Below are 14,032 nucleotides of genomic sequence, written 5' to 3' on the forward strand. Positions count from 1 at the left end.
TTCTCTCCTGTCCATCCGTTCCGGAACATCAGGAATCCGCTTCCTTCACCGCCGGTGCCGCACCACGGCGCGGCAGGCAGAGCTGTGCGGCCAGCAGCCCGGCCAGGCCGACCAGGGTCCACAGCCCCCACGGGCTGAAGGCGTAGAGGGCGCCGCCGATCAGCGGTCCCGCGCCCGTGCCGATCGTGTACGCGACGCCGTACAGGCCCTGGTAGCGGCCGACCAGGTGCGGCGGGGCCATGCTTCCCAGGTAGGCCTGCGAGACGGAGGTGGAGATCATCTCGCCCAGCGACCACAGCACCACCGTCGCGGCCAGCAGGACCATGCTGTCCATGAACCCGGTCAGGGCGAGCCCGACGCCGATGACCAGGTTGCCGAAGGCCAGGACGTACTCGAGCCGGTAACGGGAGACCCAGCCCGTGATGGGCAGTTCGAGGGCCAGCACCAGCAGACCGTTGAGGCCGATGAGGAGACCGAAGTCGCGCTCGCTCAGACCGACGTCGTTGACGTGCAGCGGCAGGGCGACGCTCGACTGGATGTAGACGAACTCGGCCACCAGGATCATCACCAGGAACCGCACCAGGGCGCGGTCGGCGAGCGCCTGCCGGTAGCCGGCCGCCCGGTCCGCCTTCGCCTCCGCGTCCTTCCCGTCCGCCGCGGACCGGGGCCCGTCCCGCAGCAGCAGCGCCATGACCACGCCGAACAGCAGACACGCGACGGCGTTGCCCAGGAACAGCTCGACGTACGAGGTGGCGGCGAGGACACCGCCGATGACGCCGCCCAGGGCGGAGCCGACGTTCATCGCGAACCGGAACACCCCGAAGGCCGCGAGCCGTTCCTGGTTGCTCGACACCGCGTCGATCAGCACCGCGGCCGCGGCCGGCCGGTAGATCTGCGAGGTGACGCCGATGAGCCCGACCACGACGATGATGACCGGCAGGGCCGCGAGATACGGCACGACCGCCGTGAGGGCGGCCGTGGTCACCGCCGAGAGCACGATGGTCCAACGCCGGCCGAGCCGGTCGGCGAGGTAGCCGCCGACGGCGTTGCCGAGCACCTTGCCCAGACCGGACACGCCCAGGACGAGGCCCGCGGCCCCGGCGGAATAGCCGCGCTCGGTCAGGTAGAGCACGATGAACACGGGCAGGAAGTTGCCGACCTGGTTGACCAGGATGCCGAGACTGATGATCCACACCCGGGCCGGCAGGGTGCGTAACGCGTCGCGGAACCGCGGCTCCTCGACGCGCGACTTGTCCGGCGGTGCGGTGCTCACGCGACGGGCTCGGTGCGCACGTGGATCGCCGCGGCGAGACGCTTGCTGTGGGCGATCGCCTCGGTCGCGTCGGCGCCGCGCGCGATGACGTAGCCGCCGATGTCCTCGTTCCAGGTGAGGGGGTTCACCACGTCGCCGGGCTTCACCTTCACGTGGAGGTCGACGAACGCCGGGTCCGCGCGCACGGCGTCGACGCCGTTCACCTCCACGACCCGGCCGGGCTCCGGCGTCAGGGCCTGGAGGGCCACGCCGCCCAGCGGCTCCGGCGCCGAGGGCAGCGGCGCCACCAGGCCGAACCTGACGCCCAGGGTGTAGCGCTCCATGTCGACGCCGTAGGCGGTCTCGACCATCTCGTTGACCCCGTAGCCGCCGATGCGGTTGTGCGACTCGATGATCCGCGGGCCGCGGGAGGTCAGCCGGATCTCGGTGTGACCGGGGCCGTTGCGCAGTCCGACGGCGTCGAGGAAGTCCGCCACGAGCCGCCTGACCTCGTCCAGCGTCTCCTCGGGGTGGCGGCTGGGCTGCGAGAGCCCGAGTTCGACGAAGCCGGAGCCACCGCCGAACGCCGCCTTGTCGGTGATGGCGCAGACCACGTGCCGGCCGTCGAAGCTCAGCGTCTCGACGCTGATCTCGGGGCCGTCGAGGTACTCCTCCATCAGGAACTCGTCGAAGGAGTCGGCGCTGAACAGGTCCCCGACGGCCCACTGTTCGTCGTCGAGCGACCGGTAGCGCCCGGCGACGGCCTCCACGCCGGCCTCGTCGTCCACGCGGAACACGCCCACGCTGCCCGACTCGCGGACCGGCTTGACGATGATCGGAAGCCCGTGCGCCTTGACGAAGTCCCGCACGTCCTGGGCGGACCGGCCGATCGCCGAGGCCATCGGGCTGATGCCCTTCTCGGCGAGCCGCTGCCGCATCCGCCACTTGTCCAGGAGCAGTTCCACGGTCTCCACGGACTCGCCGTTCAGGCCGAGCGCCTCGTTGATCCGCGCCGCCGGCAGCAGCCCCAGCTCGAACAGGGCCACGGCCGACTGGAACGGGTACACCTCGTGTAACGCCCGGGCCAGCGGCAGGAAGCGGTCCATGTCGCCGTAGTCGAGCAGAAGCGCCTGGTCGACGTACGGCCAGTGGACGCGGTCGTACGCGTCGGGGTACTGGGCGTGCACCACGTCGAGGCCGAGCTCGCGGGCCTTGCGCACAAGCTTGGGCTTGCCGCCGACGACCAGGACGCGAGGCCGTCCGGTGGGTTCGACATCGATGGACAATGCGGCTCCTTCTCTCGCGTGCCGACCCGCGGGATCGCCGGGAGTCGGAAATGGCGTCACGGCGCTGGAAGGATCAGTTCGGCACCTCCGCGCGGTGCGCCGCACGGAGGGTCAGCGGCCTCGTGTCCGTCCACGTGCGGTCGAGACGGTGGGACGTTCGGCGCGGGATCCCCGACGGTGGTCCGGCCGACGGGTCGTCCCTGCCAGGTGGTCAGAGGGAATGCTGGTCCTCGTGGTAAAGGATCACCGGTCGCAACGCTATCACGGTAAGCCTCACCGGGCCGGGTGACCGCCCTACGCGGCAACCCGGCTGACGAGGCGTCAGCCGAGCACCTCCGCGATGGCGTCGACGCCGAAGTCGATCTCCTCGCGGGTGATCACCAGCGGCGGCGCGATCCGGAGGTGCGACCTGTTCTCCTTCACCAGCAGACCGCGCTCGAGCAGCGCCTCGGACACCGGCCGTCCGCTCGGCCGGCCCTCCGCGATCTCCACTCCGGCCCACAGGCCGCGGCCGTTGACCTCGGCGACGCCGTCCAGCTCGCCGAGCCGGGCGTGCAGGTACGCGCCGAGCTCGCGGGACCGCTCCTGGAACTCACCGGTCGCGAGCAGCCTCACCACCGCGCGGCCGACCGCCGCCGCCAGCGGGTTGCCGCCGAAGGTCGAGCCGTGTTCGCCCGGCTTGAGCACGCCCAGGACGTCGGCCCGGCCGATCACCGCGGACACCGGAAGGAGGCCGCCGCCCAGGGACTTGCCCAGGGTGTACAGGTCCGCGCGGACGCCCTCGTGATCGAGCGCCAGGGTCGCGCCGGTACGGGCCAGACCGCACTGCACCTCGTCGGCGACGAACAGCGTGGCGGTGTCGTCGCACAGCTGACGGACCTCGGCGAGATAGCCCTTCGGCGGGACGACCACGCCCGCCTCGCCCTGGACGGGCTCCAGGAGGACCGCCGCCGTGTGGTCGGTGACCGCCGAGCGCAGCGCGTCGACGTCGCCGTACGGCACGACCCGGAACCCGGGCGTGAACGGGCCGAAGTCCTTGCGGGCGACCGCGTCGGTGGACAGCGACACCATCGTCGTGGTGCGGCCGTGGAAGTTCGCTCCCGCGACCACGATCTCGGCGGTGCCGTCCGGCACGCCCTTGACCTGGTAGGCCCACTTCCTGGCCACCTTCACGGCCGACTCGACCGCCTCGGCGCCGGTGTTGGCGGGCAGCACCGTCTCGGTGCCGGTCAGCTCGGCCAGTTCACGGCAGAAGAGGCCGAACTGGTCGTTGTGGAACGACCGGCCGGTCAGCGTCAGGCGGTCGAGCTGCGCCTTGGCCGCGGCGACGATGTCGGGGTGCCGGTGGCCGAAGTTGAGCGCGGAGTACCCGGCGACGAAGTCGAGGTGACGCCGGCCGTCGAGACCGGTCACCCAGGCGCCCTCCCCGTGGCTGAGCACCACGGGCAGCGGGTGGTAGTTGTGCGCGCCCCAGCGTTCGGCGAGGGCGACGTGCTCCTGAGGGGAAGTGGCGTCCGGGGTCGTACTCATGGCGTGGTTCACCCTTTCGGCGGTTGATCACTGGTGCGGTGGAACACTGGCGCGGTGGTCATCGGGGCGACGGGTCCTCCGCCCCCGCCTCGACCATGCCGGCGCTGAGGGTCGCCCCGTCCTGCGGGTCGATGAGCAGGAACGAGCCGGTGCGCCGGTTGTCGGCGTAGTCGTCGAGGGCGAGCGGCTCGGCGGTGAGGATCCGCACCCCGCCGATGTCGTTGGCGGACAGCCCGTCCTCGCACGGCAGCCGGCCGGCGACGGTGACGTCCATGCGGTACGTGATCTGCTCGACCACGGCCGGCACGGTCCGGGTGGTGTGCTTGAGCAGCACGCGCTGCCGGGGGCGCAGCGGGCGCTGGTCGAGGTGGCACACGGTGGCGCCGAAGCGCCGTACGGGCACGGGGGCGGGGCCGGCGGTGAGCAGGTCGCCCCGGGCGACGTCGATGTCGTCGGCGAGACGGACCGCGACCGACTGCGGCGCCCACGCGAGGTCGGTCCTCCTGCCGAGCACGCTGAGGTCGGTGACCGTGCTGGCCGCCCCGGCCGGCTGGACGACGACGCGGTCGCCGACCGCGAGCCGGCCGGACGCCAGCTGCCCGGCCAGCCAGCGCTCCACGGCCTGCCGGTCACCGGAGGGCTGCCGGATCACGTACTGCACGGGCAGGCGCAGCGGCATCCCGGCCGGGTCCGCCCCGACCGTCACGTTCTCCAGGTGGGACAGCAACGTGTCGCCGCCGTACCAGTCCATGCCGGCCGACGGTTCGACCACGTTGTCGCCGGCCAGCGCCGACATCGGGATGGCGACGACGTCGGCGATGCCCAGCTCCCGGGCCCGCGCGGTGAACTCCTCCGCGATGGCGGTGAAGACGGACTCCTCGTAGCCGACGGCGTCCATCTTGTTGACCGCGAGCACGACGTGCGGGACCCGCAGCAGAGCCGTGATCGCGCAGTGCCGCATCGTCTGGTCCACGACGCCCTTGCGCGCGTCGACCAGGATCACCGCCAGGTCCGCGGTGGAGGCGCCGGTCACCATGTTGCGCGTGTACTGCACGTGCCCCGGTGTGTCGGCGAGGATGAACCGCCGCCGGGCCGTCGCGAAGTAGCGGTAGGCCACGTCGATCGTGATGCCCTGCTCGCGCTCGGACCGGAGGCCGTCGGTGAGCAGCGCCAGGTCGGGGCCGTCCTGCCCGCGCCGCCGGGACGCCTCCTCGACGGCCTCCATCTGGTCGGCGAGCACGGACTTGGTGTCGTACAGGAGCCGGCCGACCAGCGTGGACTTGCCGTCGTCGACCGAGCCGCAGGTGGCCAGGCGCAGCAGGCCGCCCGAGAGCCGCCCGGACGCGCCGGACCGGACCTCCGCCTCCGCAACGTCCGTTGACATGTCTAGAAGTACCCTTCTCGCTTGCGGTCCTCCATGGCGGCCTCGGACAGCCGGTCGTCGGCCCGGCTCGCGCCGCGCTCGGTCACGCGGCTCGCCGCGATCTCGGCGATCACCGCCCGCACCGTCGAGGCCGACGAGTCGACCGCGCCGGTGCAGGACATGTCGCCGACCGTGCGGTAGCGGATCTGCCGCTCGGTCACGGGTTCGTCGTCCCGTGGGCCGCCCCAGTCGCCGGCCGTCAGCCACATCCCGTCGCGCCGGAACACCTCGCGCCGGTGCGCGAAGTAGATCTCGGGCAGTTCGATGCCCTCGTGCTCGATGTACTGCCACACGTCCAGCTCGGTCCAGTTGGACAACGGGAACACGCGGACGTGCTCGCCCGGCTCGTGGCGGCCGTTGTACAGCTGCCACAGTTCCGGCCGCTGCCGGCGCGGGTCCCAGGCGCCGAACTCGTCGCGCAGGCTGAACACCCGTTCCTTGGCGCGCGCCTTCTCCTCGTCGCGCCGGCCGCCGCCGAACACGGCGCCGTAGCGGCCGTCGCGGATGGCGTCGAGCAGCGGCACCGTCTGCAGCGGGTTGCGGGTGCCGTCGGGGCGCTCCCGGAGCCTGCCGTCGTCGATGTACGCCTGCACCGACGCGACCTCCAGCCGCAGGCCGTGCTTCTCGACGATCCGGTCCCGGTAGGCGATTACCTCGGGGAAGTTGTGCCCGGTGTCCACGTGCAGCAGCGAGAACGGCAGCGGCGCGGGGGCGAAGGCCTTGAGCGCCACGTGCAGCATGACGATCGAGTCCTTGCCGCCGGAGAACAGCAGCGTCGCCCGGTCGAACTCGCCGGCCACCTCGCGGAAGACGTGCGCCGCCTCGGTCTCCAGCATCTCCAGGTGGGACAGCGGCGGCACCGCGGGGCCGGCCGGCGGGCCGACGCGTCCGGGCGCGTCGTCGAGCGCGGCCCGCGCCACGGCGGTCACGACAGCCCGCGTGCGGTGAGCAGCGCACGCAGCAGCCGGACGGACTCCTCGACCGTACGGTCCTCGGTGGCGAGCCGCAGGTCGGGGTCGACCGGCGCCTCGTAGGGGTCGTCCACGCCGGTGAGGCCCTGGAGTTCGCCGGCCGCCTGCCGGGCGTAGAGACCCTTCACGTCGCGGTCGGCGCACAGCTCCACCGGGGTCGCCACGTGCACCTCGACGTACGGGACGCCCAGCGCCGCGTGCCGTTCCCGCACCGCCGCGCGGGACACCGCGTACGGGGCGATGACGGGTACGAGGACGGTGACGCCGTGCGCGGCGAGCAGCCCGGCCACGTAGCCGATCCGTCGCACGTTGGTGTCCCGGTCCTCCTTGGAGAAGCCCAGTTCCGCGGACAGCGCCGCGCGGACCTCGTCGCCGTCGAGCACCTGGACGCGGTGTCCTTCGGCGCGCAGCCGGCCGGCCAGGCCCCGCGCCAGCGTGGTCTTGCCCGCGCTGGGCAGTCCGGTCAGCCAGACCGTGCCGCCCTGCCACACGGCCGGTTCGCCGTTCGGTTCGCTCATGTTCGGAGCTCCCTCTCGCGCGGTCCGGCGGTGGCCGGCTCCGCGCACGTCATGGTTACCGTGGTGCCGGACCCGGCCAGTGCCCGGCTGACGGGGTCGGGCACCCGCCCGTCCGCGATGCGTACCGACCCGACTCCGCCGGCCAGCGCCTCCCGCGCGGCGACGAGTTTGAGCGCCATGCCACCGCCGGCGAACCGGCCGGGCGCGCCGCTCGCCGGCACCTGGAAGCCGCTGAGCACGCTGGTGTCGTCGTCGGGATCGGCCAGCACGCCCGGCGCGCCGGTCAGCAGCACCAGGCGGTCGGCGCCGAGTGCCGCCGCCAGGGCCGCCGCGACGCGGTCGGCGTCGACGTTCACCGGCTGGTCGTGCTCGTCCAGCGCGGGCGGCGACACCACCGGTACGAAGCCGGACCGCAGCAGCGTCCGCGGCAGTTCGGTGCGGACCTCGCGCAGCCGGCCGCTGAGGTTGTCCCGGACGAGGGTCGTCCTGCCGTCCACGACGGACCGGACGGCGGCCTTGCGGCGGGCGCGCAGCATGCCGCCGTCCAGGCCGGTGAGGCCGACCGAGGGCACGCCGAGCCGGGACAGCTCGGCGACCATCTTCGGCTTGACCGAACCGGCCAGGGCGAGGACGACCACTTCGAGGGTCGCCGGGTCGGTGTACCTGGTGGACACGTTGTCCGGGGCGACCAGCCGGCGCTGCGGCACACCGAGCTTCCCGGCCAGCCGGGCGATCTCCGCCGAGCCTCCGTGCACCAGGAGAACGGATTCCCCGGCCCGGACGAGCGCGGCGACGTCGGCGCAGATGCCCGCGGCGTCGACGGCCGGGTTGCCGCCGCACTTGACGACGGTCAGCGGTCTGGTGGTCACAGTGTCTCCAGTCACCTGGGCTCAGACGGGATGCAGGCCGGGGAAGGACAGGCCGAGGTTCTCCGGCCAGCCCATGCGGATGTTCAGGCACTGGACCGCGTTGCCCGCGCCGCCCTTCATGAGGTTGTCCAGTGCGGCGATGGTCACCAGCCGGCCGGCCTCCTCGTCGACGGCGAAGCCGACGTCGCAGAAGTTCGACCCGAGCAGGATCTTCGGCTCCGGGTAGCGGAACGTGCCGCGCTGGTGCGCCACGACCCGGACGAACGGCTCGTCCCGGTAGTGCTCGCGGAACGCCCTGCGCACCGCGGACTTGTCCACGCCGGGGCGCAGCGTGGCGTGGCAGACGGTCTGCACCCCGCGCACGGCCTCGACCCCGGTCGCCGTCATCGCGGCCGAGATGCCCAGGTGCCGGGAGATCTCGGCCTCGTGCCGGTGACCGGTCGGCGCGAACACCCGCATGGCGCCGCTGCGTTCGGCATGGAGGTTCGCCTCGCCCGCGGTGGCACCGGAACCGCTCGAACCGGTGCGCGCGTCGAACTGCGCCTCCGGCTCGACCAGGCCGTCCGCCGCGAGCGGGTGCAGCGCGAGCACGCCCGCCACCGCCATGCAGCCCGGCACGCTGACCAGGTCGGCGGTGCGCAGCCGGTCCCGGTACAGCTCGGGGATCCCGGGCACGAAGTCGCCCAGGAGGTGCGGGGCGGCGTGCTCGGTGCCGTAGTAGCGCCGGAAGACCTCGGGGTCGTCGAGCCGGAAGTCCCCGGTGAGGTCGAAGACCTGCTTGGCCTGTCCCGTCCAGCGTTCCATCTGGGTCATGGCGGCGCGGTGCGGCGTGGCGAGGAAGACCACGTCGCACTCCTCCACCTCGTCCGCGGTGCAGAACGTCAGGTCGGTGGCGGACCGCAGGTTCGGATGCACGCCGTCGACGCGCCTGCCGGGGAACCGGGAGGACACCGCGTGCGCCACCTCGACCTCGGGATGGCCGATGAGCAGGCGCAGCAGTTCCCCGCCGATGTAGCCGGCCGCGCCGACGACCGCGACCCGGATCACGTCGTACGCCCGGTGAGCGCCGTGCGCCCGGTGGGCGCCGGGCCGCCGGCGGGTGTCGTCCGTCCTCGCACGGTCACTCGCCCCAGTCCTCTTCGACCTCGGGCGCGAGGGCGAGCACCGCGGGGCTCAGCGCCACGATCTCCAGCTCGCTGCGGCAGCCGGCGCACTCGACGATCTCGTTGAGCCGCACGGACGCGCTGAGCTGCACCTCGTCCTCGCACTCGGGGCAGGCCTGGGTCGTTGTGGTCGTCATCGGTGGTGTCCCTTCGGGTCGGTGGTGCCTCGGTGGTGGTGGCTCAGTGGGGGGTGCCGGCCAGGGCCGTCGGGCCGGGGGCCGTCCTGTCGAGCGCGGTGCGGACCGTCCTGACGACCCGCTCCGCGGTGAGGTCGTAGTGCGCGACGAGGTGTTCCTGGTTGCCGACCTCGTCGACGAACCGGTCGGGCATGCCCAGCCGCAGCACGCGCGTGGGTGCCTCCTCCGCCAGTGCCTCGGCCACCGCGCCGCCGAGGCCGCCGCCGCGCCAGTGCTCCTCGAGCGTCACGACGAGCCCGGCCGGCCCCGCCGCCGCCACGAGCGCCTCCGTGTCGAACGGCCGCAGCGTGTGCAGGTTCAGGACGGTGGCCTCGATGCCGAGCCCGGCGAGGGTGTCCGCGGCGTCGAGGCAGGCGAGGACCGGGTACGGACCGCAGCACGCGAGCACCACGTCGCCGCCCCGGCGCAGTGTCTGCGCCCTGCCGATGACCGGGGGAGGGGCCGTCTCCGGCAGCGCGGGTGACGGCTTGCGGCCGAGCCGGACGTAGAGCGGTCCCGCCAGGTCCAGGCTCTGCTCGACGAACGCCTCCGTGGCGGCGGCGTCGGCGGGCACGACCACGGTCATGCCCGGCAGCGTCCGCATCACGGCCAGGTCCTCGAGTGCCTGGTGGGTCGGGCCGAGGTGACCCGCGGCGAGACCGCCGTGGGTGGCCATGACGCGCACCGGCAGCCGGTTGTACGCGATGTCGATCTTGATCGCTTCCAGGGCGCGGGACGTCGCGAAGGCGGCCATCGTGTTGACGAACGGCATCCGCCCGCACGCCGCCATGCCTGCGGCGATGCCCATGAGGTTGTGCTCGGCGATGCCGAGGTTGAGGTACTGCTCGCCGGCCGCCGCCGCGTGGTCCGCGCTGAACAGACCGGTGTCGCTGTCCAGGCAGATCAGTCCGGGGTTCGGGCCGAGCAGGGAGAGGAGAGAGTCCCGGTAGGCCTCTCGGGTCGCGCGGCTCATCCTTCGGTCTCCGTGGTCTTCCGTAGCGCGGCCGTCGCCCGCGCGTGGTTGCGCGGCGACAGCGTCACGTAATGACTGGCCGCCCGTCCGGCGAGGAACGGCAGCCCCTGGCCCTTCACCGTGCGGGCGATGAGCACGCTCGGCTTGCCCGGCTCCCACGGCCCGGCGGACAGGTGCTCCGCCAGCCGGTCCGCGTCGTGGCCGTCCACCTCGCGCACCGACCAGCCGAAGGCGCGCCAGCGGTCGGCCAGCGGTTCCATCGGGGCGATCCGCTCGGTGGAGCCGGTCAGCTGCAGCCCGTTGCGGTCCACCACGGCGACCAGCCGGTCCAGGCGCAGCGACGCGGCCCCGATCGCCGCCTCCCACACCGAGCCCTCCTGGAGTTCGCCGTCGCCGAGCAGCACGAAGCTGCGCGCGTCACGGCCCGCGTACCGGTGGGCGAGCGCGAAGCCGCAGGCCAGCGCGAGACCGTGGCCGAGCGAGCCGGTCGGCAGCTCGACGCCGGGCACCGCGCGCACCGGATGGCCCATCAGCCGGCTGCCCGGCCGCCCGTACGTGGCGAGTTCCCCGACCGGCAGGAAGCCCCGCTCGGCCAGCGTCGCGTACAGGGCGACGGCGGCGTGGCCCTTGCTGAGCAGGAAGCGGTCGCGGTCCGGGTCGTCCGGCCGCTCCGGGTCCACGTTCATCACCGAGAAGTACAGGGCGGTGAGCACCTCGGTGGCGGAGAACGCACCGCCCAGATGACCGCCCTCCGGCCCTGCGCACATGTCGACGACGTGCGCGCGGATGCGTGCGGCGACCGTCTCCAGCGACTCCCGCGTCGGAGCCTGGGTGGTGGTCATGACCGGGCCGCCGCGAGGGTCGCCACCATGTCGCGGTTGGTCCACACCTTCTCGAAGGCGTCCGCGTAGAGGCGGAGCAGTTCGCCGGAGCCGGGGTGGAGGTGACGCTTCTGCAGGGTCAGCGAGTCGGCGATGACCGCGCGGGTCACCGGGTAGCCCTCGCCCTTCACCGGTGCCGGCGCGCCGGTCACCGTCCACGGGTAGCCGGAGCCGAAGCCGACCCGGTCGACGAACACCTTCTGGTCGGGCAGGGGCATGAGCTGGTACTGCGACATCGGCACGCCCTCGGCGCGCAGCAGCCGGCGCAGCGCCGAGCGCAGGGCCTCGGGCCGTACCCCGTCGAGGCCGAACGCGGCCGGGTCGAAGCGGAACCGCAGGATGTGCCAGGCGTGGGTGGTGTCCTGGAGCGCGGTCGGCACACGCAGGCCGGGCAGCTGCGCGAGCCGGCCGAGGAACTCGGTGACGTTGCGCTGCCGCATGCTCTCGTAGTCGTCGAACCGGGCGAGCTGGGCGTCGGTGAACGCGGCCTGGAGGGCGTTCATCTTGTGGTTCCAGCCGAGGCCGTACGAGATGTAGTCGCGGTCGCGGCCGGCCTCGATCACCTCGCCGAACTGCCGGCCCTTGCGTACGGCTTCGGCGAGACCGGCGTCGCCGGTCACGAGCAGTCCGCCCTCGCCGCAGGTGGGGATGTTCTTGGTGGCCTGGAGGCTGAACGCGCCCGCGTCGCCGATCGAGCCGACCGGCCGCCCGCGGTGGGTCGCACCGGGCGCCTGCGCGGCGTCCTCGACCACGGCGAGGCCGTGCCGGCGCGCGATGTCGGTGATCCGGTCCATGTCCGCGGGCGCGCCGTGCAGGTGCACCGGGATGATCGCCCTGGTCCGGTCGGTGATCCGGCGCTCGATGTCGTCCGGGTCGATGGTGAACGTGACCGGGTCGATGTCGGCGAACACCGGAACGGCCATCTGGTGCACCGGCGCGAGCCCGGTGGCGATGAAGCTCATCGCGGGCACGATCACCTCGTCGCCCGGCCCCACGCCCAGCGCGGCCAGCGCGAGGGAGAGCGCGGCGGTGCCGGTGGACACCGCGACGCAGTGCTCGTGGCCGAAGTGCCGTGCCCAGCGCTCCTCGAGCGTGGAGACCGGGTTCGCGCCGTCCGAGTTCGACACCAGCCTCGCGCCGTCGAGCGCGTCGAGGACGGCCTTGCGGTCCTCGTCCTCGACCAGCGGCCAGTCCACGTGGCGCCGGTCCCTCGGCACGGCCGCGGTACCGCCGAACGCTGCCAGCTTGCTCATCACTGTCCTCTCGACATGGTCACGGTGGTCGGACGGGGCACGGTCACAGGCGCGTCGCCGCCGCGCCCACGGCGTCGACCGCGGTCGCGTACCGGGCGCGCAGCACGGTGGCGTGGTGCGCGATGTCGGCCGCGACCCCACGGGGGTCGTCGAGGCCGTGCGCGCCGGTGATCCGCAGGCCGGTCCACGCGTGGGCGACGGCCTCGACCGCGCGTCCGGCGCCGGCCAGCTCGGGGTCGCCCCATTCCCGGCCGCAGCGGCGGAGCAGCTCGCCGTGGAGGGCGGCCTGCGCCTGCATGCCCCAGCCGAACGGGTACAGCTCGCGCAGCGCGTCCGCGTCGCCGGCGCGGCAGCGGCCGGTGAGTTCCGCGGCGAACGCGTCGAGTCCGGCGAGACCGGTACGGGCCGGGCCCGCGGTGGTGAAGTCCTCGACGTCGGTGCGCAGGAAGCCGCCGAGCACCTCCGGAGTCAGCGGCGGCGGCACGACGTCGAGCCGGACGTCGAGGCAGCGCCTGCCGATCCGCGAGTCGCTGAAGAACGCGTCCTGGTGGTCGGTCGGGTTGGCCGAGCCCCAGCTGCGCAGGAAGGCCTCGACGGGGACGGCGCCGCGGAAGGCCGGCGGCATCGCGTCGGAGACGTAGACGACCCCGCGGACCTCGTCCAGGCCGTAGACCACCACGAGATGGGCGGCGTGCACGTCGCTGTACGCGGGCCGGAACGGCAGGTGGTAGTTGTCCACCGCGGCGATGACCGGCCGGTCGTCGGCCAGGCTCTCGCGCACCTCCCGCCAGACGTCGTCCTCGTCGGCCGGCTGCCACCAGCGCGCGTGCAGGTCGTGGTGCGGCGCGAGGGCGGCGCCGAGGTCGGTCTCACCGGACTCGCCGGGCAGGCACGGGTAGTAGAACTCCTCGGACCTGACGTCCCCCGGCAGGTGCAGGAACCGCCAGCCCGCGCCGAGCACGGCCAGCGGATCGGCGCCCGCACGGGCCACGATCGCGCCGAAGGTGGACTGCAGGCAGCTGATGGGGTCGCGATACCACAGCTGGGGCTCCGGCCCGGTGATCATGTACGTCCTCGCCGTCACGTCGCTCGTCATGCCCCCGCCTCCGTCCGCTGCAAGGTGACCGCGAAGACGTGCACCGCGATGTTGCGGGGCAGCCGGACGCCGGTCAGGCCGGCCCGCCGGGTCACCGGCACCCGCTGCGCCCACATCAGCGCGGAAACGTTGCGCTGCACATGGTGCGGGTAGTGCATGACGAGGCTCTCGAAGGCCTTCACCTCGCCGAACCACGCGGGCGCCGCCCAGAAGTCGGAGACCCGCAGCGGCTCCGGGTCGACCGCGCCGTCGGCGAAGTGCATCCCGACGGTGTCCTCGCAGCGCCGCTCCGAGGCCGCGAGCACGTGCACCCAGTCGTAACGGCCCTCCGGCACCTCGAGGAACTGGCCCTCGCACCGCACGTTGTCGGGACCGTCCAGGACCGGAGGGAACCGGAAGGGAACACCCGCCACGTGCACGAGGCTCCCGCCCGCGGGCAGGTATTCGGCGGCGAACGAGTTCCCCCAGACGTTGAACCGCCCCGCCTTGGTGTCCGTCGCCGCGGATACGGCGGTGTTGTTGCGGTGGCCGGAAATGTCGACCGGATCGCACAGCCGGGTGACGGCGGAAGAAACCGGCATGTCCGTCACGTGATCCCCCTCAATGGAATGCCGTTCGGAGTTCCCGAACGAGGCCGCTGA

General features: G+C 73.0%; 14 protein-coding genes. All 14 read right to left on the minus strand.

From position 1 onward, the window contains the following. Positions 1 to 28: 28 nt before the first annotated feature. The 14 genes from ACFVGS_RS25085 to ACFVGS_RS25150 all read right to left on the minus strand — a co-directional run bounded on the left by ACFVGS_RS25085 (position 29) and on the right by ACFVGS_RS25150 (position 13,972). Complete coding sequence (locus tag ACFVGS_RS25085; protein WP_385693735.1) at positions 29 to 1,273, minus strand: MFS transporter; 1,245 nt, start codon at positions 1,271 to 1,273, stop codon at positions 29 to 31. Beyond that, positions 1,270 to 2,538, minus strand: a complete 1,269-nt coding sequence (locus ACFVGS_RS25090; protein WP_385693736.1) for an ATP-grasp domain-containing protein — start codon at positions 2,536 to 2,538, stop codon at positions 1,270 to 1,272. Before ACFVGS_RS25090 ends, ACFVGS_RS25085 begins: the two co-directional genes overlap by 4 nt. A gap of 321 nt (positions 2,539 to 2,859) precedes the next feature. Next, on the minus strand, positions 2,860 to 4,068 hold the full coding sequence (gene rocD / locus ACFVGS_RS25095) for an ornithine--oxo-acid transaminase (RefSeq protein WP_385693737.1): 1,209 nt from the start codon (positions 4,066 to 4,068) through the stop codon (positions 2,860 to 2,862). A 58-nt stretch (positions 4,069 to 4,126) separates the two neighbouring features. Next, positions 4,127 to 5,452: a sulfate adenylyltransferase subunit 1 gene (locus tag ACFVGS_RS25100; protein WP_384411239.1), complete on the minus strand. Its 1,326-nt coding sequence runs from the start codon at positions 5,450 to 5,452 to the stop codon at positions 4,127 to 4,129. Positions 5,453 to 5,454: 2 nt separating this feature from the next. Continuing rightward, on the minus strand, positions 5,455 to 6,327 hold the full coding sequence (cysD, locus tag ACFVGS_RS25105) for a sulfate adenylyltransferase subunit CysD (RefSeq protein ID WP_384411413.1): 873 nt from the start codon (positions 6,325 to 6,327) through the stop codon (positions 5,455 to 5,457). 89 nt (positions 6,328 to 6,416) lie between these two features. After that, on the minus strand, positions 6,417 to 6,980 hold the full coding sequence (cysC, locus tag ACFVGS_RS25110) for an adenylyl-sulfate kinase (RefSeq protein WP_384411240.1): 564 nt from the start codon (positions 6,978 to 6,980) through the stop codon (positions 6,417 to 6,419). After that, on the minus strand, positions 6,977 to 7,849 hold the full coding sequence (locus tag ACFVGS_RS25115) for a [LysW]-aminoadipate kinase (RefSeq protein ID WP_385693738.1): 873 nt from the start codon (positions 7,847 to 7,849) through the stop codon (positions 6,977 to 6,979). The genes cysC and ACFVGS_RS25115 overlap by 4 nt, the downstream gene beginning before the upstream one ends. Before the next feature lie 21 nt (positions 7,850 to 7,870). After that, on the minus strand, positions 7,871 to 8,896 hold the full coding sequence (gene argC / locus ACFVGS_RS25120; protein WP_385693739.1) for an N-acetyl-gamma-glutamyl-phosphate reductase: 1,026 nt from the start codon (positions 8,894 to 8,896) through the stop codon (positions 7,871 to 7,873). Positions 8,897 to 8,969: 73 nt separating this feature from the next. Then, complete coding sequence (lysW, locus tag ACFVGS_RS25125) at positions 8,970 to 9,149, minus strand: lysine biosynthesis protein LysW (RefSeq protein ID WP_384411245.1); 180 nt, start codon at positions 9,147 to 9,149, stop codon at positions 8,970 to 8,972. 43 nt (positions 9,150 to 9,192) lie between these two features. Then, entirely contained in the window at positions 9,193 to 10,161 is a 969-nt protein-coding gene (locus ACFVGS_RS25130; protein WP_384411246.1) for a transketolase family protein, read from the minus strand. Next, a complete protein-coding gene (locus ACFVGS_RS25135) occupies positions 10,158 to 11,003 on the minus strand; it encodes a transketolase (protein WP_385693740.1) in 846 nt (281 codons plus the stop codon). The genes ACFVGS_RS25130 and ACFVGS_RS25135 overlap by 4 nt, the downstream gene beginning before the upstream one ends. Next, a complete protein-coding gene (locus tag ACFVGS_RS25140; protein WP_385693741.1) occupies positions 11,000 to 12,295 on the minus strand; it encodes a DegT/DnrJ/EryC1/StrS family aminotransferase in 1,296 nt (431 codons plus the stop codon). Before ACFVGS_RS25140 ends, ACFVGS_RS25135 begins: the two co-directional genes overlap by 4 nt. A gap of 43 nt (positions 12,296 to 12,338) precedes the next feature. Further along, a complete protein-coding gene (locus tag ACFVGS_RS25145) occupies positions 12,339 to 13,391 on the minus strand; it encodes a BtrH N-terminal domain-containing protein (RefSeq protein ID WP_384411252.1) in 1,053 nt (350 codons plus the stop codon). Next, the gene (locus ACFVGS_RS25150) at positions 13,388 to 13,972 is read right to left on the minus strand and encodes a hypothetical protein (RefSeq protein ID WP_384411253.1); all 585 of its coding nucleotides are present in this window, start codon (positions 13,970 to 13,972) and stop codon (positions 13,388 to 13,390) included. Before ACFVGS_RS25150 ends, ACFVGS_RS25145 begins: the two co-directional genes overlap by 4 nt. Between the last annotated feature and the right edge of the window lie 60 nt (positions 13,973 to 14,032).

The sequence above is a fragment of the Streptomyces sp. NPDC127114 genome (assembly GCF_042677525.1).
Taxonomy (GTDB): Bacteria; Actinomycetota; Actinomycetes; order Streptomycetales; family Streptomycetaceae; genus Streptomyces.